20 protein-coding genes are annotated in these 21,457 nt (G+C 70.7%); 14 read left to right on the forward strand and 6 right to left on the reverse strand.

Going from position 1 to position 21,457, the window contains the following annotated elements; translation table 11 throughout:
- The first annotated feature begins 142 nt into the window (after positions 1 to 142).
- From HNR40_RS44180 to HNR40_RS44205, 6 genes are all read left to right on the forward strand, one after another.
- Entirely contained in the window at positions 143 to 1,243 is a 1,101-nt protein-coding gene (locus HNR40_RS44180; RefSeq protein WP_184972565.1) for a sensor histidine kinase, read from the forward strand.
- Positions 1,244 to 1,389: 146 nt separating this feature from the next.
- Positions 1,390 to 3,876 carry a class III lanthionine synthetase LanKC gene (gene lanKC, locus HNR40_RS44185; RefSeq protein ID WP_184972756.1) on the forward strand — a complete coding sequence of 829 codons (2,487 nt, stop codon included), beginning with the start codon at positions 1,390 to 1,392 and terminating at the stop codon, positions 3,874 to 3,876.
- Positions 3,877 to 3,881: 5 nt separating this feature from the next.
- A complete protein-coding gene (locus HNR40_RS44190) occupies positions 3,882 to 4,013 on the forward strand; it encodes a SapB/AmfS family lanthipeptide (protein WP_184972567.1) in 132 nt (43 codons plus the stop codon).
- 72 nt (positions 4,014 to 4,085) lie between these two features.
- Complete coding sequence (locus tag HNR40_RS44195; RefSeq protein WP_184972569.1) at positions 4,086 to 5,744, forward strand: ABC transporter transmembrane domain-containing protein; 1,659 nt, start codon at positions 4,086 to 4,088, stop codon at positions 5,742 to 5,744.
- Positions 5,741 to 7,477: an ATP-binding cassette domain-containing protein gene (locus HNR40_RS44200; protein ID WP_184972571.1), complete on the forward strand. Its 1,737-nt coding sequence runs from the start codon at positions 5,741 to 5,743 to the stop codon at positions 7,475 to 7,477. Before HNR40_RS44195 ends, HNR40_RS44200 begins: the two co-directional genes overlap by 4 nt.
- A complete protein-coding gene (locus HNR40_RS44205; protein ID WP_184972573.1) occupies positions 7,474 to 9,450 on the forward strand; it encodes a prolyl oligopeptidase family serine peptidase in 1,977 nt (658 codons plus the stop codon). The genes HNR40_RS44200 and HNR40_RS44205 overlap by 4 nt, the downstream gene beginning before the upstream one ends.
- On the opposite strand, the gene HNR40_RS44210 is transcribed toward HNR40_RS44205, so the two are convergent.
- On the reverse strand, positions 9,436 to 10,041 hold the full coding sequence (locus tag HNR40_RS44210; protein WP_184972575.1) for a response regulator transcription factor: 606 nt from the start codon (positions 10,039 to 10,041) through the stop codon (positions 9,436 to 9,438). The genes HNR40_RS44205 and HNR40_RS44210 overlap by 15 nt on opposite strands.
- Before the next feature lie 362 nt (positions 10,042 to 10,403).
- Here HNR40_RS44210 and HNR40_RS44215 point away from each other — a divergent pair, with 362 nt between their 5' ends.
- Genes HNR40_RS44215 through HNR40_RS44240 form a run of 6 tightly spaced genes read left to right on the forward strand, consistent with a single transcriptional unit; the run spans position 10,404 to position 17,193 of the window.
- Entirely contained in the window at positions 10,404 to 11,561 is a 1,158-nt protein-coding gene (locus HNR40_RS44215; protein ID WP_184972577.1) for an ROK family transcriptional regulator, read from the forward strand.
- Positions 11,562 to 11,569: 8 nt separating this feature from the next.
- The gene (locus HNR40_RS44220; RefSeq protein WP_184972579.1) at positions 11,570 to 13,048 is read left to right on the forward strand and encodes a sugar ABC transporter ATP-binding protein; all 1,479 of its coding nucleotides are present in this window, start codon (positions 11,570 to 11,572) and stop codon (positions 13,046 to 13,048) included.
- Positions 13,045 to 14,034 carry an ABC transporter permease gene (locus HNR40_RS44225; RefSeq protein WP_184972581.1) on the forward strand — a complete coding sequence of 330 codons (990 nt, stop codon included), beginning with the start codon at positions 13,045 to 13,047 and terminating at the stop codon, positions 14,032 to 14,034. The genes HNR40_RS44220 and HNR40_RS44225 overlap by 4 nt, the downstream gene beginning before the upstream one ends.
- Positions 14,031 to 15,086 (forward strand): substrate-binding domain-containing protein, encoded by a 1,056-nt coding sequence (locus tag HNR40_RS44230; protein WP_184972583.1) that lies wholly within the window; start codon positions 14,031 to 14,033, stop codon positions 15,084 to 15,086. The genes HNR40_RS44225 and HNR40_RS44230 overlap by 4 nt, the downstream gene beginning before the upstream one ends.
- A gap of 14 nt (positions 15,087 to 15,100) precedes the next feature.
- A complete protein-coding gene (locus HNR40_RS44235) occupies positions 15,101 to 16,189 on the forward strand; it encodes a Gfo/Idh/MocA family protein (protein ID WP_184972585.1) in 1,089 nt (362 codons plus the stop codon).
- Positions 16,186 to 17,193, forward strand: a complete 1,008-nt coding sequence (locus tag HNR40_RS44240; protein ID WP_184972587.1) for a sugar phosphate isomerase/epimerase family protein — start codon at positions 16,186 to 16,188, stop codon at positions 17,191 to 17,193. The genes HNR40_RS44235 and HNR40_RS44240 overlap by 4 nt, the downstream gene beginning before the upstream one ends.
- 37 nt (positions 17,194 to 17,230) lie before the next feature.
- Here the strand turns inward: HNR40_RS44240 and HNR40_RS44245 are convergent, their stop codons facing one another.
- Positions 17,231 to 17,791, reverse strand: coding sequence for a TetR/AcrR family transcriptional regulator (locus HNR40_RS44245; protein WP_184972589.1), 561 nt, complete (start codon positions 17,789 to 17,791; stop codon positions 17,231 to 17,233).
- Positions 17,792 to 17,874: 83 nt separating this feature from the next.
- Between HNR40_RS44245 and HNR40_RS44250 the strand changes: the two genes are divergently transcribed.
- Positions 17,875 to 18,291 (forward strand): organic hydroperoxide resistance protein, encoded by a 417-nt coding sequence (locus HNR40_RS44250; protein WP_184972591.1) that lies wholly within the window; start codon positions 17,875 to 17,877, stop codon positions 18,289 to 18,291.
- Positions 18,292 to 18,294: 3 nt separating this feature from the next.
- Here HNR40_RS44250 and HNR40_RS44255 read toward each other — a convergent pair whose 3' ends face one another.
- From HNR40_RS44255 to HNR40_RS44270, 4 genes are all read right to left on the reverse strand, one after another.
- Positions 18,295 to 18,891 (reverse strand): NAD(P)-dependent oxidoreductase, encoded by a 597-nt coding sequence (locus HNR40_RS44255; protein ID WP_184972593.1) that lies wholly within the window; start codon positions 18,889 to 18,891, stop codon positions 18,295 to 18,297.
- Positions 18,892 to 18,993: 102 nt separating this feature from the next.
- Positions 18,994 to 20,079 (reverse strand): Zn-dependent alcohol dehydrogenase, encoded by a 1,086-nt coding sequence (locus HNR40_RS44260; RefSeq protein WP_184972595.1) that lies wholly within the window; start codon positions 20,077 to 20,079, stop codon positions 18,994 to 18,996.
- A 15-nt stretch (positions 20,080 to 20,094) separates the two neighbouring features.
- Positions 20,095 to 20,286 carry a ferredoxin gene (locus tag HNR40_RS44265; RefSeq protein WP_184972597.1) on the reverse strand — a complete coding sequence of 64 codons (192 nt, stop codon included), beginning with the start codon at positions 20,284 to 20,286 and terminating at the stop codon, positions 20,095 to 20,097.
- Positions 20,283 to 20,735, reverse strand: a complete 453-nt coding sequence (locus HNR40_RS44270; protein WP_184972599.1) for a pyridoxamine 5'-phosphate oxidase family protein — start codon at positions 20,733 to 20,735, stop codon at positions 20,283 to 20,285. Before HNR40_RS44270 ends, HNR40_RS44265 begins: the two co-directional genes overlap by 4 nt.
- 85 nt (positions 20,736 to 20,820) lie before the next feature.
- Between HNR40_RS44270 and HNR40_RS44275 the strand changes: the two genes are divergently transcribed.
- Positions 20,821 to 21,450, forward strand: a complete 630-nt coding sequence (locus tag HNR40_RS44275; protein WP_184972758.1) for a class I SAM-dependent methyltransferase — start codon at positions 20,821 to 20,823, stop codon at positions 21,448 to 21,450.
- Positions 21,451 to 21,457: the final 7 nt, after the last annotated feature.

Consider the following 21,457-nt stretch of genomic DNA (forward strand, 5'->3'; position numbering starts at 1 on the left):
GAAGATCCCCAGCGGGCCTCCTAGGAGGGGGCCCGCTTTTCGTGTCCCGAGGCGGAATGATGTTCCGTTAGAACCCGGTGATTCGAGGAAGAAATAATCGCGGCAGTTACGGTCACGGTTCGCCTGCTCGCGAAGGGTACCCATGGAGCCTCCCTCCCGGCTGCGCTCGTTAGGGATCGCCGCCTTGCCGCCGCTGGTGCTGTGCGGGTTCGCGCTGGCGCCGGGGATCGTGGGGATGGTCGTCGTCGGGGTGCTCCGGGTGCTGCCGTCGGGCTCCGACCTGCTCGCGGTGTGGCTGGGCTGCCTGGTCGCCGTGGTCGGGCTGCACGCCTGGGCGGTGCTGGCGACGTTGCGCCTGCGCAGGACGCCCTGGCTGCCGCTGGCCGGGCAGGTGGCGCTGACGGTGGCGCCGCTCATGTACTGGACGGGGTGGGCGCCGGTCACCGTGCTGCTGACCGGGACGCTGCTGGTGGTGGCCGAGCGGAAACGGTCCTGGACGCTGGTGGTCGTGGCGCTGGGGTGCGGGCCGCTGATGTTGTGCGTGGTCGACCAGCCGTGGCTGCTGGCGGCGCCGGTGGTGGGGTTCTCCGAGTACGCGGTGGTCAGCCTGACCGTGCGGGCGCACTCGCTGCGGGCCGTACTCACCGACCAGGTGTGCCGCGCGGTCGAGGACGAGCGGCACCGGCTCACCCGCGACCTGCACGACCTCGTGGGGCACCGGCTGACGCTGCTGATCCTGCGGATCGAGCTGGCGCAGCGGCAGCTGGAGAAGAACAGCGAGCGCGGGCGTGAGGAGCTGGACGAGGCGCTGGACCTCGTGCGCGGGGTGACCGAGGACGTGCGCTCGGTGGCGCACCTGGGCCGCAGCTATTCGCTGGAGACCGAGCTGAGCTCGGCCCGATCGGTGCTGGAGTCGGCGGGGCTGAGCTGTCATGTCCACGTCGCCTGCGGCGGGCTGCCGCAGTCGGCCATTCAGGTGCTGACGTATGTCCTGCGCGAGGGCGTGACCAACATCCTGCGGCACACGACCGCCCGTGAGTGCTCGATCCAGGTGTTGGAGGAGGGCGGCATGGTGTTGCTGTCGATACTCAACGACGGCGCCAAGAAGCCGCGTCACGCGCCGGGTCAGGGGCTGCGGAACCTGCGGGAGCGGGTCGTCGAGTACGGCGGCTGGTTCGAGGCCAGGGCCATGCACCATGGCCGATTCAGAATGTCAGTATATATTCCTGGAAATCCCAACTAATCATCCGTGGGATCCCCATCAATCGTCTGTGAAAACATCACAAATGGCTGTGTAGTCTTCCTACTTGCTGATGATTCGTGTAACTAGACGAATAGCCCCGCCAGCTCGCATTCTTTGGAGGTGTTCCCAGCAGGGAGGCGGGCTTGATGGAGCAGTACGAGATGTATTGTCTGGCGGATCCGGTCTTTTATGACGTGCTGGACGAGCGGAAGTCGCCGGATGCTCTTTTCCCCGTCGCCCGCCGTCCGGTGCCCGACGGTTGGACCCATCACCCCACCGACACCTGGATGTACTACGCGCCGGTCAACGAGGAACCGTTGCCGGCACAGGGATGGAAGATCCACGTCTCCGCCCGGGTGGACGACGCCGAGAAGGCGCTCTCCGCCGTCTGGGACTACTGCGTGCCCCGCGGCGTGGCGTTCAAGTTCTTGCGCGGCCTGCCGGTGCTGGTGATGCTCGGCTCCAAGGCCGCATCCCGCGCCTCCAGCGGCAAGCTCGTCACCATCTACCCGCGTGACGAGGCGCAGCTCGAACTCGTGCTCAAGGAGCTCAACGAGTTGCTGCGCGGGGTGAAGGGCCCCTACATCCTGAGCGACCTGCGCTACGGAGACGGCCCGCTGTTCGTCCGGTACGGCGGCTTCGCCGAGCGGCACTGCCTGTCCGAGAGCGGCGAGCGGGTGCTGGCCGTCGAGGACGGCGACGGGAACCTGGTGCCTGATGTGCGGAACGCGGTGTTCTCCGTGCCGCCCTGGACGAGCCTGCCCGACTTCCTCCAGCCGCACCTGGACGTCAGGAACGCGGTCAAGCTGGACGGCCTGCCGTACAAGGTGGAGAGTGTCCTGCACTTCTCCAACGGCGGCGGCGTCTACCTCGCCGCGGACCTGCGGACCGGCGCGCGGGTCGTGCTCAAGGAGGCCAGGCCGCACGCCGGGCTCGACGCGGCAGGGCGGGACGCGGTGGCGCGGCTCGGGCACGAGCGCGACATGCTGGCGCGGCTGGCCGGCCTGGACGCCTGCCCGGCGCTCATCGACCACTTCGAGCTGGGCGAGCACCACTTCCTCGTGCAGGAGTTCGTGGAGGCCACCACGCTGCAGCGCAGGCTGGTCCACAAGTATCCGCTGACCTCGGCAACCTGTACGGCCGCCGACCTGGAGGAATACACCGCCTGGGCGCTGGAGACCCTCGACCAGGTGGACGTGGCGGTGCGCTCGCTGCACGAGCGCGGGGTCGTCTTCGGCGACCTGCACCCGGACAACATCCTGCTCACCGACGACGGCCGGATCGTGCTGATCGACTACGAGGTCGCCACGCTCGTCGAGAACGGCGACCGCGCCGCCCTGGCCCACCCCGCCTTCGTCGCCCCGCAGGAACGGCAGGGCGTCGACGTCGACGAATACGCGCTGGCCTGCCTGCGGATGGCGTTGTTCGCGCCCCAGTGCACGATCATGCAGCCGCTCCACCACGGCAAGGTGCGTCACCTGGGCGCGATCGTGACGGAGACGTTCGGCGCCGACCTCGGCGAAGCGGTCGACACGATCGCCGGCGACGCGACCTGGACGCCCCCGCCGCTCCCCGCCGACGACCCCTGGCCGCAGGTACGCGACGCGCTGGCCAAGGCCATCACCGCGAGCGCGACACCCGAGCGCGACGACCGGCTCTTCCCCGGCGACCCGGCGCAGTTCAAGCCGGGCGGCGGTCTCGGGCTGGCCCACGGCGCGGCCGGCGTGCTCTACGCGCTGGTCGAAGCCGGTTGCGAGCCGGTGCACGAGGACTGGCTGCGCCAGCGGGCGACCAAGCCGGCGCCGGGCTCCGGCCTCGGGTTGTACGACGGGCTGCACGGCATCGCGCACGTGCTCGACCTGCTGGGCCACCGGCAGGACGCGCTCGACGTGGCCGACATCGTGCTGCGCGAGAAGTGGGAAGGCCTGGAGGCGTCCCTCTTCTCCGGACTGTCGGGCATCGGGCTGAACCTCTTCCACCTCGGCCTGGACGAACCGGCCAACCGCGCCGTGGAGCTCTGCGCCGGCCGCCTCGACGTCGAGGTGCCCGAGATCAGCGGCGGCACGAACCCGCACGCCGGGCTCATGAACGGCTTCGCCGGCCCCGCGCTGCTCTTCGTCCACGCCTACGAACGCTCCGGCGACTCCGGCCTGCTCGACCTGGCCGAGACCGCGCTCAAGCTGGACCTGCGGCGCTGCCGTACCGCGGAGGACGGCTCGCTCCAGGTCAACCAGGGCTGGCGGCTGCTGCCGTACCTCGACGAGGGGTCGGCCGGCATCGCGATGGTCCTCGAACGTTACCTGCGCCACCGGCCGTCCTCCGAGCTCGCTCCCGAGCTGGAGAAGCTGCGGCTGGTCGCGCGATCAGGCTTCTTCGTGCAGTCGGGCCTTTTCACCGGCCGCGCCGGCGTCCTCGCCGCCTTCGGGGAGGGCCCGCGCGATCTGCGCTGGCACGCCCTCCCGTACGGCGGGGGCCTGGCCTTCCCCGGTGATCAGCTGCTGCGGCTGTCCATGGATCTGGCTACAGGAAGTGCGGGTGTGTTACTCGCTCTGGCAACGGCGGTGCCGGAGACGCGGGCTCATCTCCCCTTCCTGGAGTCACCTGCCCGACACGAGCACAGGAAGGAGGTGTAGACAACATGACTCTCCTCGACCTTCAGGGCCTGGAGGCACCGGCAAGCAGCGACGTCGCCAGCGGCGGCAGCACGCTTACTGTCCTTACGTGCCACTCCGGCAAGCCGAGCAACCTCAGCGTCGCTCTGTGCCACTAAGAAAGTGATCGGGGTCCCGGGGCGTCTGCGAAGGACGCCCCGGGATTCCGGAGTTGGACCGAAAGGAACACCGTGCGGTCTGGTGATCGGCTCGTCTTGGACGCGGTACGGCGCAGCGGCCCCTGGCCCCTCGTGCTGGCGTTCACGGGGATCGCCGGGGCCGCGGCCGAGCTGGCCCTGCCGTACCTGATCGGGCGGACCATCGACGGCCAGGACCGCACCACCTGGCTCACCGCCGCCGTCGGCGCGGTAGCCGTGATCATGATCTGTGAGTGCCTGACCGTCTGGACCCGTGGCGTGAGCGGAGCCGCCGCTGCGGCCCGGATGCGCGGGGCGCTCATGCGGCGGGTGCTGGGCGTGGGACCCGGGATGACCCGCCGTTTCGGCCAGGGCGACCTGGTCACCAGAGCTGGACTGAACGCCGAGGAGCTCGGCGGCGCGCCGGACGCGGCCGTCAGCGTGATCACGCTGCTGGTGCCGACCGTCGGCGGCCTCGTGGCCCTCACCCTCATCGACCCCCGGCTCACGCTCACCCTGGCGGCCGGTCTCGTCGCCATCATGTTCGTGCTGCGCGCCTTCATGCGGGCCAGCGGCGAGATCGCCGCCGCCTACCAGGAGACGCAGGGCGAGATCGCCACCCGCCTGGTCGACGCACTCGCCGGAGCCAGGACCATCGCCGCGGCCCGGACCGAGGAGCGCGAGGTGCGCCGGGTCCTGACGCCGCTGCCCACGCTGCGCACGCACGGTCTGGCCCTCTGGCGGGCCACGGCGGGCGCCGGGGTCAGAGCCGGGATCATGGTGCCGGTGCTGGAGGTGGCGGTGCTCGCCGTGGGCGGATACCTGCTGGCCACCCGGCAGATCACCGTCGGCGACCTCTACGCCGCCGCCCGATACGCCGTGCTGGGCGCCGCGCTGAGCGGCGCGCTCGGCTTCGTGGCCAGGCTGGCCAGGGCCCGCTCGGCGGCCGACCGGGTGGCCGAGGTTCTGGACGAGAGGGAGCCGGAGACGGGCGCGGCGACGCTGCCCGCCGGTGACGGGACCGTGGAGTTCCGCGCCGTGAGCGCGGGCGGCCTGGAGATCGGCGACCTGGTGCTGCCCGGCGGGTCGGTGACGGCCGTGGTCGGGCGTTCGGGAGCGGGCAAGTCATCGCTGGCCGCGCTGGCCGGGCGGCTGACCGACCCGGACCACGGCACGGTGTCGCTGGACGGGGTGGACCTGCGCGAGCTGTCGCCCTCGGCCCTGCGCCAGGCCGTCGCGTACGCCTTCGAACGCCCGGTGCTGCTGGGGGAGTCCGTGGAAGAGGCCATCGAGTTCGGCCGGGCCTCGGCCGGCGCCGCGGAAGGGGCGGCACGGGCCGCACGGGCCGACGGCTTCCTGTCCCGGCTGCCCCAGGGCTTCCTGACGCCGCTGGAGCGCGCGCCCATGTCCGGCGGCGAACGCCAGCGGGTCGGCCTGGCCCGCGCCTTCGCCCAGGGCGGCCGCTTCCTCGTGCTGGACGACGCCACCTCCGGCCTCGACACGCTGACGGAGCAGCAGGTGGGCGAGGCGCTGACCGGTGAGCTCGGCGGGCGTACCCGGCTGGTCGTCACCCACCGCGCCGCCACCGCGGCCCGCGCCGACCGGGTGATCTGGCTGGAAGGTGGCCGGGTACGCGGCCACGCCCCCCACGCGAGCCTGTGGAAGGACCCCGGATACCGGGCCGTCTTCGAGCACGCCGGGGTCCCGTCGTGAAGGCCGGCCGGGTGGTGTGGACGGCGTTGCGGGCCAGGCCCAAGGCGCTGGCCAGGATCGCCGCCTGGTCGGTGGTGGAGGTGGCGCCGGCCTTCCTCATCGGGCTGGCGATCGCCCGCGCCATCGACGACGGGTTCGCCGCCGGGCGGGTGGACGTCGGGCTGGCCTGGCTGGCGGCGCTCGGGACTGCGTGGTTGCTGGCGGCGTTCGCGGCCCGGCAGGTGATCCTGGCGGTGGCCGCGGTGGCCGAGCCGTTCCGCGACGACCTGCTGACGCTGGCCGTGCGCGGGGCGCTGTGCGAGGGGCCGCAGGACGCGCCGGCGAGCGCGGTCGCCCGGATCAACCTTCAGGTCGAGCTGGCCAGGGACGCCTTCGCCGCGGTGGTCACCGTCGTGCGCGGGTTCGCGTTCACGGCGGCGGGCGCGGTGCTCGGGCTGGTCGCGCTGCATCCGGCGCTGGCCGTGCTGGTGCTGCCGCCGTTCGTGCTGGGTGCGGTGCTGTTCACGATCTCCCTGCCCGTTCTGTACCACCGTCAGCGTGCTTACCTCGAAGCCGACGAGCGCACCGCCCAGACGCTCGTCTCGGTGACCGGCGGCCTGCGCGACGTCACCGCCTGCGGCGCGGAGGAACGCGTGCAGGCCATGGTCGGCCGCCGCATAGCCGCCCAGGCCCGCTCGGCCGGGCGCCTGGCCGGGATGACCGCGCTGCGCACCGCCGCCCTGGGCGTCGGCGCGTGGGCTCCGGTCGTCCTGATCCTGGTCGGCGGGCCGTGGGTGGCGGGCGGCACGCTCGGCGCGGGTGTGATCGTGGGCGCGCTCGCCTACGTCACCCAGTCGCTCGCCCCGGCGCTCGGCGGCCTGGTGGAAGGCGTCGGCGTCAGCGGCGTACGCCTGTTCGCCTCCCTCGACCGCATCCTCCACACGACCTCCCCGTCCTCCGAACACCCCGCCTCCCTCGAAGGCCCCGCCGCTCTCGAAGGCCCCGCCGGCGAGGCCCGGCCCGCTGCGGACGACTCGGTCGCGCTCGCCTTCACGGGCGTGAGTTTCTCGTACGGCGAGCACGCCGACCCCGTCGTCCAGGACCTCGACCTGGAGGTCCGGGACGGCGAGCACCTGGCGATCGTCGGCCCGAGCGGCGCGGGCAAGTCCACGCTGGCCGCCCTGGCCGCGGGCCTGCTGCGCCCCGGCGCCGGCACGGTCACCGTGGCCGGAGTACCCGCCCACCTGGCCGACCCGGCCACCAGAGTCCTCATCCCCCAGGAGGCCTACGCCTTCCGCGGCTCGCTGCACGAGAACCTGGCCTACCTGTCCGACGCCCCGCCGGAGCGCATCCTGGCCGCCGCCCGCGAGGTGGGCGCCGACGAGCTGATCGAGCGCCTGGGCGGCCTGGACGCCGACCTGGACCCGGGCGGCCTGTCAGCGGGGGAGCGGCAGCTCATCGCCCTGGTCAGAGCCCATCTGGCCGAGGCCGGCCTGGTGATACTCGACGAGGCCACCTGCCACCTCGACCCGGCCGCGGAGGCGCGGGCCGAGCAGGCGTTCGTACGGCGGGGCGGCACACTGATCGTCGTGGCCCACCGGCTCACCTCGGCCCGCAGGGCGGCGCGGGTACTCCTGCTCGACGGCTCCCGGGCGAGCATGGGCACTCACGAGGAGCTCGTCGCGGCGGCACCGCTTTATGCCGATCTGGTCGGTCACTGGGAGAGCACCCGCGAGGAGGCCCAGCTTTCATGAAATATCCGGACGCATCCCGGCTGCCGCTGGTCGATGAGCTCCACGGACACCGGATCCCCGACCCCTACCGGTGGCTCGAAGACCCGGCCGACCCCGGCACCATCGCCTGGCTCGACGCCCAGGACGCCCTCTGGCGCGAGCACGCCGCCGCCCTCCCGTGGCGCGAACGCATGCTGACCCGGCTGGGCGAGCTGAGCCGTACCGGCATCGCGACCCCGCCCGTCTGGCGCGGCGAGCACCGCTTCGTGATGCGCCGCGCGGCCGACCAGGAGCACCCCGTCCTCTACCGCGACGACGAGATCCTGCTCGACCCGATGCGCCTGGACCCCACCGGCCTAACCACCCTGGACGAATGGCAGCCGGGACCGGACGGCACCCTGCTGGCGTACCAGCTGTCGCGGCGCGGCGAGGAACGGGCCGAGCTGCACGTCATGGATGTCAGGACCGGCGCGGACGTGGACGGCCCGATCGGCGACTGCCGCTACTCGCCGGTCGCCTGGCTGCCCGACGGCGCCGCGTTCTACTACGTCCGCGCCCGCACCGGCGTCTACCTGCACCGGATCGGCTCGCGGGAGCCCGACGAAGAGGTCTTCACCGCCGACGGCGCCGGCTCCTACGGGCTGACGTTGAGCGCGGACGGCCGCTGGCTCACGCTGTCGGCGGCCCCCGGCCCGAGCACCCCGAACGAGCTGTGGCTGGCCGACCTAAAGAGCGGCGAGAAGCGGCTGATCCAGCCCGCCGGATCGGCCAGGAGCGTGGCGGCGGCCGGCGCGGACGGGCGGCTCTACATCCTGACCGACCGCGACGCGCCCCGCCGGCGGTTGTGCGTGGCCGACCCGGAGCGTCCCGACGCGTGGAAGGACCTGGTGGCCGAGGACCCGGAGTCGGTGCTGGCCGCTTTCACGATCCTGGAGGGCAACCGGCTGCTGGTCTCCCGCGTACGGCACGCGGTCGCCGAGGTCGTCGTGCACGAGCTGGACACGGGGCGGCCGGCCGTACCGGTGAAGCTGCCCGGCGCGGGGACGGTCGGCCCGCTCACCGCGCGGCCCGAGGGCGGGCACGAGGCGTGGTTCCTCTACACCGACGCCGTCACGCCCGCGGGCGTGTGGCGCTACGACGCGAAGGACGGCTCGCTCACCGCGTGGGAGGCGAGCCTGCCGGTGCCGGGCGTGGTGAGCAGGCAGGTGACGTTCACCTCGCGCGACGGCACCGAGGTGCGGATGACCGTGGTCGCCAAGCCGGGTGACGGCCGCCCGCGCCCGGCGATCCTGACCGGTTACGGCGGTTTCGGCATGTCGCTGACGCCCGGCTACGCCGCCGACTCGGTGGCCTGGATCGAGGCGGGCGGCGTGCTGGCGGTCGCCGGCATCAGGGGCGGTGGCGAGGAGGGCGAGGCCTGGCACCGCGCGGGCATGCGCGAGCACAAGCAGAACGTCTTCGACGACTTCGCCGCCGCGGCCGAGAAGCTCGTCACCGACGGCTGGACCACCCCCGCCCAGCTGGGGATCTGGGGCGAGTCGAACGGCGGGCTGCTCATCGGCGGCATGCTGACGCAGTACCCCGAGCTGTTCACCGCCGCGGTCTGCTCGGCGCCGATCCTCGACATGACGCGTTATGAGCGCTCGGGCCTCGGCGCGTCCTGGAAGCAGGAGTACGGCACCGCCGACCGCCCGGAGGAGCTGGCCTGGCTGCTGGCCTACTCCCCGTACCACCGGGTGGCCGAGGGCACGGCCTACCCGGCCACGCTGTTCACGGTCTTCGGCGAGGACACTCGCGTCGATCCCGCGCACGCGCGCAAGATGTGCGCCGCGATGCAGCGGGCGGACGCGGGGGGCCGGCCGCTGCTGCTGCGCCACGAGGGCGACGTCGGCCACGGCGCGAGGGCCGTCAGCCGCTCGGTGGCGCTGGCGGCGGACGCGCTGGCCTTCCTCGCCGAGCACACCGGTCTTCCGCTGCCGTCAGATCCAGCCTGACTCTCGGGCGATGCGGATGGCGTCGATGCTGCTGCGCGCGCTCAGCTTGGAGCGCGTGCGACTGAGGTAGTTGCGCACGGTGCCCTCCGCGAGGAAGAGCGAACCGGCGATCTCCGAGACGGACGAGCCGTCGGCGGCCGCGGTCAGCACGTCGAGCTCACGGGAGGTCAGCGGCGTGTCGGGGGTGGTCATCGCGGCGATGGCCAGCGAGGAGTCCACCACGCTCCCGCCGGCCGCCACCTTCCTGATGGCGTCGGCCAGTTGCGCGGGCGGCGCGTCCTTGGCCAGGAATCCGCGCACCCGCGCGTCTAAGGCCCGTTTCAGCATGGCGGGCGTGCCGACCGCGGTGAGGATCAGCACCCCGCAGCCGGGCAGGGCCTCGTGCAGCTCGCGCGCCGCCTCCAGCCCGTCGGCTCCCGGCATCACCAGGTCGATCACGGCCACATCGGGGTGGGTGGCCCGTGCGGCTTCGAGGATGTGGTCACCTCGGTCCACCTCGGCGACGACCTCGATGTCCTCCTCGTAGGCGAGGAGTGCCACGATCGCCCCGCGGACGAGTTCCATATCCTCAGCGAGCAAAGTACGGATCACCGGCATCCTCTCGGAACACAGCGTGATGTACGACTACATCCTGACTAATGGCTTAGGGACTGAAAAGCCAGAACGTTGCAGAGGTATAGCTTAACTATTAGGTGTTTGTTTGTTTTTTCGGCTTACTGACGCTTTAAAGGGTGCATTTGGGTGTGGTCAGAACCCGCCTGATGAACCGACGGTCCTTACGGGTGCATCGCCATTTACTATGCGTGCTCTCCGCATCTGTGAAACCAGATTCTCATTCTCTTTTGCGCCTTTGGGCCCCTGAACCGGACTTTGTTCGATGATCGACGGAAGTCCCCCAGGTTTGTTGGATCAGGGTCTTGCTTCTGACCGACGAGTGCTCCTATGGTCGGCGCATGAGCTCACCCCCCGGCTCTCCCGGCGACGTGCTGACCCTGATCAGCGCCGGGTCGGCCACGACCCGCTCCGACCTCGCGCGGGTCACCGGCCTGGCCAGATCCACCATTTCCCAGCGGGTCGACGCGCTCATCGAGCGTGGCCTGGTCGAGGAGAGCGACAGCGGCGAGTCCACCGGCGGCCGCCCGCCGCGCCAGCTGCGCCTGCACACCGACGAGCACAGCGTCGCCGGCGTCGACCTGGGCGCCACCCACTGCCGGGTCGCGCTCATGGACCTCACCGGCGCCGTGCTGGCCGAGTCCGAGGAGCCGCTGCACATCGCCGAGGGTCCCGAAGCCGTGCTGCCGCAGGTCGACCGGCTGGTCGACCAGCTGCTCGCCGAGGTGGGCCGGCCGCGCGCCGGCCTCAGGTCGCTGGGCATCGGAGTGCCGGGACCGGTCGAGTTCGCCACCGGCCGGCCGAACAACCCGCCGATCATGCCCGGCTGGAACGACTACCCCATCCCCGACTACTTCCGCGGCCCCACGGTCCTGGTCGACAACGACGTCAACGTGATGGCGCTGGGCGAGCACCGCAACGCCTTCGCCGGTACCGGCCACCTGCTTTTCGTGAAGGTCGGCACCGGCATCGGCTGCGGCATCGTGACCGAAGGCGCCCTGCACCGCGGGGCCAGCGGCTCGGCCGGCGACATCGGCCACATCAGGGTCAGCGGCCACGAGGAGGCCGGCTGCCGCTGCGGCAACAGCGCCTGCCTGGAGGCGGTCGCCGGCGGCGCCGCGCTGGCCCGCAGGCTCACCGAACTCGGCTTCCCCGCCGAGTCCGGCGCCGACGTGGTGCGGCTCGTGCAGAGCGGCAACACCCAGGCGCTGCGGCTGGTCAGAGAGGCCGGGCGGCTCATCGGCGAGGTCCTGGCCGGCCTGGTCAACTTCTTCAACCCCGAGGTCATCGTCATCGGCGGCGCCCTGTCACGGGTGCACGAGCACCTGCTGGCCGGGATCCGCGAGACCGTCTACCGCCGGTCGCTGCCGCTGGCCACCCACCATCTGACGATCGTGCCGAGCCGTACGGGGGTGAACGCGGCCGCGCTGGGCGCGGGCATCCTCGCGATCGAGCACTACCTCTCACCCGAGAACATCAACCGGATCATCAACGCCTGAGAGGGCCCATGCTGGTCATCAGGGGAGTCGTCAAGCAGTTCCCCGGCGTTCGCGCGCTCGACGGAGTCGATCTCGACGTGCGGGCGGGCGAGGTGCACTGCCTGCTCGGCCAGAACGGCGCCGGCAAGTCCACGCTGATCAAAGTGCTGGCCGGGGTGCACCAGCCCGACCAGGGCACGATCGAGTTCGGCGGCAGGCAGGTACGCCCGAGCAGCCCCATCGACGCCATCAGGCTCGGCATCGCCACCATCTACCAGGAGCTCGACCTCGTCGACGGGCTCAGCGTGGCCGAGAACATCCTGCTCGGCCACGAGAAGTCGTCCCTGGGCTTCGTCCACCGCTCCGCCACCAACAAGGCGGCCACCGCGGTGCTCGCCCGGCTCGGCCACCCGGAGATCCGCCCGTCCACCGAGGTCGGGCGCCTGTCCCCGGCGGCCAAGCAGGTCGTCTCCATGGCCAGGGCGCTCTCCCACGACGCGCGCCTGATCATCATGGACGAGCCGTCGGCCGCCCTCGCCCACGACGAGGTCGCCAACCTCTTCCGCATCATCCGCGAACTGACCGCCCAGGGCGTCGCCGTCGTCTACATCTCCCACCGCCTGGAGGAGATCCGCGAGATCGGCGACCGCGTCACCGTCCTGAAGGACGGCCGCACCGTCGCCGTCGGCCTGCCCGCCCACGAGACACCCACCTCGCAGATCGTCTCCCTGATGACCGGCCGCAACGTCGAATACGTCTTCCCGCCGCGCGGCTCCGGCCGAGGCCGCGAGGTGCTGCGCGTGGAGGACCTCAGCTCGCCGGGCGCGTTCGCCGGCGTCTCCTTCTCCGTGCACGCGGGCGAGATCGTCGGCCTGGCCGGCCTCGTCGGCTCCGGCCGCTCAGAGATCCTTGAGGCCGTGTACGGCTCCCGCCCCAGCTCAGGCCGGGTCCTGCTGGAAGGAAAGCAGATCAGGAGCGCGGTCGCGGCCGTCAGGCAGGGCATGGGCCTGGCCCCGGAAGAGCGCAAGGCCCAGGCGCTCCTGCTCGACCAGAGCGTCACCGCCAACATCACCCTCGGCACGCTGCCCGGCTTCTCCAGATTCGGCTGGCTCGACCGCGCCCGCGAACGAGCCGAGGCCAAACGCCTGGTGGACACCCTCGACATCCGTCCCCACGACCCGGAACGCCCGATCAAGACGCTGTCCGGCGGCAACCAGCAGAAGGCCGTGCTGGCCCGCTGGCTGCTCGACGAGCGCAAGCTGCTCCTGCTCGACGAGCCCACCCGCGGCGTCGACGTCGGCGCCCGCGCCGAGCTGTACGCGGTCATCCGCAAGCTGGCCGAGCAGGGCATCGGCGTGCTGCTGGTCTCCAGCGAGGTGCCCGAGGTGCTCGGCCTGGCCGACCGGGTGCTGGTGCTGCGCGAGGGCCGGGTCATCCACGAGAGCGCGGCCGAGGGGCTCGACGAGCACCGGGTACTCGACATGATCATGGAAGGGAGTGCGGCGTGAAGGTGGACACCCGTGGCGTCGCCGTACGCGAGGCCTGGTGGGGAAAGGTCGGCGAGGCCCGCCACCTCGGGCTGGTGGCGGCGCTGGTGCTGCTCGCGATCGTCGGCGTGGTCACCAAACCCGACAACTTCGCCACCGCCTCGAACCTGGTCAGCATCCTGTCGCTGGCCGCCACCATCGGCGTCATCACGGTCGGCATGACGTTCGTGATCATCGGCGGTGGCATCGACCTGTCCGTGGGCGCGATCATGGCGCTCGCCTCGGTGTGGGCGACCACGCTGGCCACGCAGTCGTACGGGCCGTTCGTCATGGTGGTCTGCGCGGTCCTGGTCGGCACCGGGGCCGGGCTGGTCAACGGGTTGCTGATCTCCTATGGGCGGCTGGTGCCGTTCATCGCCACGCTGGCCATGCTGGTGGCCGCGCGCGGCCTGGCCCAGCGCATGTCCGACCGCAAGACCCAGCTCATCCAGAGCGGCAACACCGCCATCGTGGAGCTGTCGACCACCCGGCTGCTCGGCATCCCGCTGCTGGTCTACATCTTCGCGCTGGTCGTGGTGCTCGGCTGGGTCCTGCTCAACCGCACCACTTTCGGCCGCCGCACATACGCGGTCGGCGGCAACCCCGAGGCGGCCAGGCTCGCCGGCATCAACGTACGCAGGCACACGATGCTGCTGTACGCGCTGTCCGGCCTGTGCTGCGGCATCGCGGCGATCCTGATCATGGCCCGCACCACCACCGGGTCGTCCACCCACGGCGACCTGTACGAGCTCGACGCCATCGCCGCCGTGATCATCGGCGGCACCCTGCTCACCGGCGGCCGGGGCACCATCATCGGTTCGATCCTCGGCCTGCTCATCTTCACGCTCATCACGAACCTGTTCATCCTCAACGGCCTCAACACCAGCGACCAACTGATCGCCAAGGGCCTGATCATCGTCGTCGCCGTCCTTCTCCAGCGGCGCAACCTCAAGGAGAGAGCACCATGACCGAAAACGTCGCGCGCCGGGGATTCCTCATCGGCGGCCTGGGCGGTGCCGCATTACTGGCCACGGGCTGCACCTCGAACGAGCCGGCGGCGGCGCCCTCCAGCGCGGCCCCCGCACCCGCCCCCGCCGCGAGCGGCAACGACCAGCCGGGGCAGAAGGTCGTCATCGGCTTCTCCGCGCCGGCCGCCGACCACGGCTGGATCGCGGCCATCGCCAAGAACGCCGAGGCGACCGCGAAGCAGTACACCGACATCGAGTTCAAGCCGGTCGAGCCGACCAACGACATCAACGCGCAGATCTCCGCGGTCGAGTCGCTGATCGCGGCCAAGGTCGCCGCGCTGGTGATCCTGCCCAACGACGGCCAGCAGCTCAACCAGGTCGCCCTGCAGGCCACCGCGGCGGGCATCCCGGTCATCAACCTCGACCGCGTCTTCCCGGACAAGCTCGCCTACCGCACCTGGGTCGGCGGCGACAATTACGGCATGGGCGTGGCGGCCGGCCACCACGTCGGCAAGAAGCTCAAGGACAAGGGCGTTGCCAACCCGGTGATCGTGGAGATCCAGGGCATCGCGACGCTCCCGCTCACGCAGGACCGCAGCAAGGGCTTCGCCGACGCCCTCAAGACGTACGGCTTCAGCGTCACCGCCAAGCAGGACGCCAAGTTCACCGTGGAGACCGGCAACCAGGTCGCCACCAGCCTCCTGCAGGCGCACAAGAAGATCGACGCGCTGTGGAACCACGACGACGACCAGGGCGTCGGCGTGCTCGCCGCGATCAAGGAGGCGGGCCGCAGCGAGTTCATCATGGTCGGCGGCGCCGGTTCGCTCAACGCCATGAAGGAGATCCAGTCGGGCACGTCGGTGCTGGAGGCCACGGTCACCTACAGCCCCACGATGGCCTCATCGGCCATCAAGCTCGCGCGACTGATCGCCCAGGGTAAGGGCATGAGCGATCTCGTGGAGAACCAAGTGCCCCAGTCGATCACCCTCGCGTCGGAGACCATCACCAAGGAGAACGTCGACAAGTACCTGGCATTGGGGTTCGAATCTTGATTAACGGCGTAGGCATGATCGGTTATGCCTTCATGGGACGCGTCCACTCCCAGGCATGGCGGAACGTCGCCGCCTTCTTCGAGCTGCCCGCGAAACCCGAGATGCGGGTGATCTGCGGGCGCTCGAAGGAGGCGACCGAGGCGGCGGCCGCCCGGATGGGCTGGGCGGAGGCGGTGACCGACTGGCGTGAGGTGGTGGCCCGCGACGACGTCGACATCATCGACATCTGCACGCCCGGCGACTCGCACGCCGAGATCGCCATCGCCGCGCTGGCCGCGGGCAAGCACGTCATCTGTGAGAAGCCGCTGGCCAACACGGTGGAGGAGGCCATCCGGATGGCCGAGGCCGCCGCGCGCGGGCCGGGCAAGAGCATGGTCGCCTTCAACTACCGGCGGGTGCCCGCCGTCGCCCTGGCCAGGCAACTGGTCGCCGAGGGCCGGCTGGGCGAGATCAGGCACGTACGGGCGCAGTACCTGCAGGACTGGATCGTGGATCCGGACTTCCCGCTGGTGTGGCGGCTGCGGAAGGACAAGGCGGGTTCTGGCGCGCTCGGCGACATCGGCGCGCACATCATCGACACCGCCGAGTTCGTCACCGGCCAGCGCGTCGTCGGCGTCACCGGGCTGACCGAGACCTTCGTCAAGGAACGGCCGCTCGAGGGCGGCAGCCGTACGGACAGGGGCACGGTCACCGTGGACGACGCGGCGTTGTTCGTCGGCCGGATGTCGGGCGGCGCGCTGGCCTCGTTCGAGGCCACGCGCTTCGCCACCGGACGCAAGAACGCGCTGCGCATTGAGCTGAACGGCGCGCTGGGCAGCCTGTACTTCGACTTCGAGGCGATGAACGAGCTGTGGGTCAGCGACGGCGGCGCGGGCTTCACCCGGACCCTCGTCACCGAGCCCGAGCACCCCTACGCCGGGGCGTGGTGGCCGCCGGGGCACGGGCTCGGCTACGAGCACACGTTCACCCACGAGATCAAGGACTTCCTGGAGGCGATCGCCGCCGGCGCCGACCCCTCGCCCTCGTTCGCGGACGGGCTGCGGGTGCAGCGGGTGCTGGAGGCGGTCGAGCAGAGCAACGGCGCTTACAAGGAGATCCCATGACCAGACCGGTCACGCTCTTCACCGGACAGTGGGCCGACCTGCCCTTCGAGGAGGTGTGCGGGCTGGCGGCGGAGTGGGGCTACGACGGGCTGGAGATCGCCTGCTCCGGCGACCACTTCGACGTGGCCGCCGCCCTGGAGGACTCCGGGTACGTCACCCGCAAGCTCGAACAGCTCGACAAGCACGGCCTGAAGGTGTGGACGATCTCCAACCACCTCGTCGGCCAGGCCATCTGCGACCATCCCATCGACGAGCGGCACCAGGCCATCCTGCCCGCGCGCGTCTGGGGCAACGGCGACCCGGAGTCGGTGCGCCAGGCCGCGGCCGAGGACATGAAGAACACCGCCAGGGCCGCCGCCGCGCTCGGCGTGGACACCGTGGTGGGGTTCACCGGCTCGTCGATCTGGCACACGGTGGCGATGTTCCCGCCGGTGCCGGCCTCGATGGTGGAGGCCGGATACCGGGACTTCGCCGACCGCTGGAACCCGATCCTGGACGTCTTCGACGAGGTGGGCGTCCGCTTCGCGCACGAGGTGCACCCCTCGGAGATCGCCTACGACTACGTGACGACCCAGAAGACGCTGGAGGCGATCGGCCACCGCCCCGCCTTCGGCCTGAACTGGGACCCCTCGCACATGGTCTGGCAGGACATCGACCCGGTGAACTTCATCCTCGACTTCTCCGACCGCATCTACCACGTGGACTGCAAGGACACCCGGATGCGCGTCGGCGACGGTCGCCGCGGCCGGCTGTCCTCGCACCTGCCGTGGGCCGACCTGCGGCGCGGCTGGGACTTCGTCTCGACCGGGCGCGGCGACGTGCCGTGGGAGGACTGCTTCAGGGCGCTGAACTCCATCGGCTACACGGGCCCGATCTCGATCGAGTGGGAGGACGCGGGCATGGACCGCCTCGACGGCGCCCGCGAGGCCCTGGGCTTCATCCGCACGCTCAACTCCATCACCCCGCCCGCGACCTCCTTCGACGCCGCCTTCTCCACCACGTGAACCCACCGGCCGGCCTTCCTCGCGGAGGGCCGGTCGCTCAGCTGAGCTCCTGCGCCGGGCCGAGCACGCGGGTGACGGTCTCGCGGATCGAGGCGCGGACCACGGCCGGGTCGTCGAGGTCGAAGCCCACGGCCACCCCGTCGCGCACGATCATGAGGATGTCGGCGGTCTCCTCCGGGGTGGGGTGCCGGGCGTCCTTGAGCAGGCTGAGCATCAGGTCGCGGAACCACTCCCGGAAGGCGGCCACGGCCTTGCGTACCGGGTGGGATCGGTCGGGATATTCGGCCGCCGCGTTGATGAACGGGCAGCCCCGGTAGCCGGGCAGGCTCCCGAACTCGCCCATCCGCTCGAACAGCGTCAGCAGCCGCTCACGGCCCGGCCCTTCCGGCAGTTCGTCGGCCAACGCCCGCTGCCGCTGCCCCTGGTCCTCCACGTACGCGGTGACCAGCTCGTCCTTGGCCGGGAAGTGATGGTAGAAGGTCGCCTTCGCCACGCCCGCCTCGGCGATGATCCGGTCGATGCCCACCGCGCGTACGCCTTCGGTATAGAACAACCGCGTCGCGGTATCCAGGATGCGCTGGCGGGCAGGACTCGTCATGCCTTGACATTACCAGACAGGTCTGTCTAGTGTCAGCTATATATAGACAGACCTGTCTGTCTTCAACCGTGAGGAGCACTCTGATGAGCAAGGCCCTGTACACCGCCGTCGGCACCGCCTCCGGCCGCGACGGCCGCGGCATCACCACGGACGGCAAGCTGGACGTCAAGCTGTCCCCGCCCACGGAGCTCGGCGGCGCCGGCGCGGGCACCAACCCCGAGCAGCTGTTCGCGGTCGGCTATGCCGCGTGCTTCGCCAGCGCCATGCAGCTCGTCGCCAAGAAGCAGAACCTCGACGTCACCGACGTGGCCGTGACCGCCGAGGTGGGCCTGGTGTCCAACGGCGCCGGCGGCTTCGGCCTCGAAGTCACGCTGCGCGTGGAACTGCCCGACGAGATCTCCGCCGAGGCCGGCCACGCCCTGCTGGAGGCCACCCACCAGGTCTGCCCCTACTCCAACGCCACCCGCGGCAACATCCCCGTCAACCTCGTGGTCGAATAGCCCTCACTTCGGGCCGCAGACGCCCAGCGCCTTCCCGATCAGCCCCGCGTCCTCGGCCGTGTCGAGCAGCGCCATCGCGTAATCGGCGCGCGAGAGCTGCATCGCGCCGCCCGTCGCGTTGGCCGCGAAGTCGACGTGCACCCGCCCGGCCGCCGGCTTGTCATTGAGCATGGTCCCGCGCACCACGCTCCAGTCGAGGTCGCTGGCCTGCAGCATGCCCTCCGCGCGGGCCAGGTCCACGTAGGCGGTGCGGAGGAACAACCAGGCCAGGGCCACCGGCAGCCGCGGCCTGGTCGCCGGGACCGACCGGCTGCTGGTCATGACCAGCCGGCGCGGGCCGCTCTCGCGCATCGCGGTGATCAGGGTGAGCGCGATCTCGCTCCCGCCGACCGCGGCGATCACCGCGTCCTGCCCCTGGACCGCCGTGCGGACCGCGTCCAGGTCGCGGGCGTCGCCCTGGTGCACGGCGCTCAGTCCTTGGTGCTCTTTCAGCTTCTCGGGGCTGCGGGCGAAGGCGGTGATCTCGTGGCCCCGCCGTACACCTTGGGTGAGCACATGCTTTCCGGTACGGCCGGCCGCGCCGACAACCAAGATTCTCATGATATGGCTACCTCCTATATGGCAATTTGCACTATAGGAGAGCGCACGTCAAGACACGCCGAAGGGCCGGGGTTGTCGCCCCGGCCCTTCGTTCGTCGCTCGCTAGTCCATCACCACGATCTGGCGTAGCACCTCGCCGCTCTTCAGCGCGGCCACGGCGTCGTTGAGGTCGGCCAGCTTGATCCTGGCGCTGATCATCGACTCCAGGTCGAGCTGGCCGGCCTTGTACAGGGCGGCGAAGTAGGGGAAGTCATGCCGCACGTCGGCCTCGCCGTACATGCTGGACAGCAGGTTCTTGCCCTCGAACAGCAGGCTGAACGCGGAGATCTGCACCATGTCGTCCATGGCGCCGGCGCCCACGACGATCACGTCGCCGCCCGCGCGGGTCGTCTGCCACGCGCTGGTGATGGTCGCGGACTTGCCGACGACCTCGAAGCCGTAGTCGAAACCGTTGCCGCCGGTCAGCTCGGCCACGGCGCCGGGCAGGTCGTCGGGGGTGACCGCGTGGGTGGCGCCGACCTTCTTGGCCAGTTCGTGCTTGGACTCCAGCGGGTCGACGGCCAGGATCACGCGGGCGCCGGAGACCCGCGCGCCCTGGATCACCGACAGGCCCACGCCGCCGCAGCCGATCACCGCGACCGTGGAGCCCGGACGCACCTTGGCGGTGTTGAGCGCCGCGCCGACGCCCGTGGTGATGCCGCACCCGATCAGCGCGGCCGCCTCCCACGGCACCTCCGGGTCGATCTTGATCGCGCCCTGCCACGGCACCACGCACTCCTCGGCCCAGGTGCCGCAGCCCGCCATGCCGAAGACGGTGGAGTCGCCGCCGATGCGGAAGTTGCCCTTGGAGAAGGACTCGATCACATACTTCATGCACAGGTACGGCTGGCCGCCCAGGCACAGGGCACATTCCTGGCACGACGGGCGCCAGTTGATGATCACGTGGTCGCCCGGCTGGAGCGAGGTGACGTGCTCGCCCACCTCGACCACCTCGCCGGCGCCCTCGTGGCCCGGGATGAGCGGAACCGGCTGGGGCAGCACGCCGGACATGGCCGACAGGTCGGAATGGCAGACACCGGTCGCCCGGATCCGGACGCGTACGTCCGTCGGCCCGACCGGGGCCAGCGTGACGTCATCGCGGAGGTCGAGCTTGTCGTCGCCTACAGCGTGCAGAATGGCGGCGCGCATGGGGGGTTCCTCCTGTTACTCCTCTAGGGAGAGGGCGGCTTTCGGGCAGGAACGTACGGCGTGCCGTACCCGGTCCTGCATGTCGGCTGGCGGCTCGGGGAGAAGGACGTGCAGGTTGTCCTCCTCGTCCACGTCGAACACTTCAGGGGCGAGCCCCATGCATACGGCGTTCGCCTCGCATACCAGGTAGTCGACCTTGATCTTCATGTGAGCCTCCTGTGATCCCATGAGACCACTTTGGTGCGCTCGACCACGTATGCGATGCGTTTTCTTCCGGTCAGTTCCACGTACGGGCGCAGGTCCGCGTCGGGCACGCCGGGCGTCATCCGGCGGGCGATCTCCAAGCCGATCTCCAGCACGCGTTCGTGCTCGCCGACCTGTTTGGCCACGCCGTACAGGAGGACCCCGCGCAGTTCCGCGTAGTCGTCACCGGTCTCGATCAGGCAGCTGACCCTGGGGTCGCGGGCGAGGTTGACGGCCTTCTGGGCTTTGCCGTAGGTCCAGAAGGCGATCCGGCCCTCGTCGAGGCCGTAGTACATGGTCACCAGGTGCGGGGTGCCATCGGGGTTGATGGTCGCCAGCTGGAGCTTGCGCGAGCCCTCGATGAGGGCTGTGACGTCCGCTTCCGGCATCGCGATGCGCGCGCGCTGATTCACGTTGCCCAGTAGAACAGGTTCCAGAATCGCCGACAAGAGGGCAGTGGAATGTTGTTCGGTTCCACTAGGGTGCATCTCCATGACGATGCCGCCTGACTTGCGCTACGCAGCCGAGCATGCCAAGGGATTCATGCCGTCCGGCGAAGGGCTCGCCCTCTTCCACGCCGCCCTGAAGTACGGAGGGCAGGGCCCCATCTGCGAGATCGGCACCTACTGCGGCAAGTCCGCGATCTACCTCGGCGCGGCGGCCCGCCAGACCGGCAGCGTCGTGATCACCGTCGACCATCACCGGGGGTCGGAGGAGATCCAGCCCGGCTGGGCCCACCACGACCCGACGCTGGTCGACCCGCGCTTCGGCAAGATGGACTCGCTGCCCGCCTTCCGTACCGCCATCGCCGCCGCCGGGCTGGAGGACGAGGTGATCGCCGTGGTGGGGCAGTCGGGGAGGGTGGCCGGGTTGTGGAACACGCCGCTGGCCCTGCTGTTCATCGACGGCGGGCACTCGGAGGAGCCGGTGACCGCTGACTATGAGGGGTGGGCGCCGCATGTGATGGAGGGTGGGGCGCTGGTGTTCCACGACATCTACCCCGACCCTTCCGGCGGTGGGCAGGCACCGTATCGAGTGTATCTGCGGGCGCTCTCGTCCGGGGCGTTCAAGGAGGTGGGGGGCGAGGGGTCGCTGCGCGTCCTGGAACGGGTCGGCCCCGGCATCTAGGCCACCT

This window comes from Nonomuraea endophytica (assembly GCF_014203235.1).
Classification (GTDB): domain Bacteria; phylum Actinomycetota; class Actinomycetes; order Streptosporangiales; family Streptosporangiaceae; genus Nonomuraea; species Nonomuraea endophytica.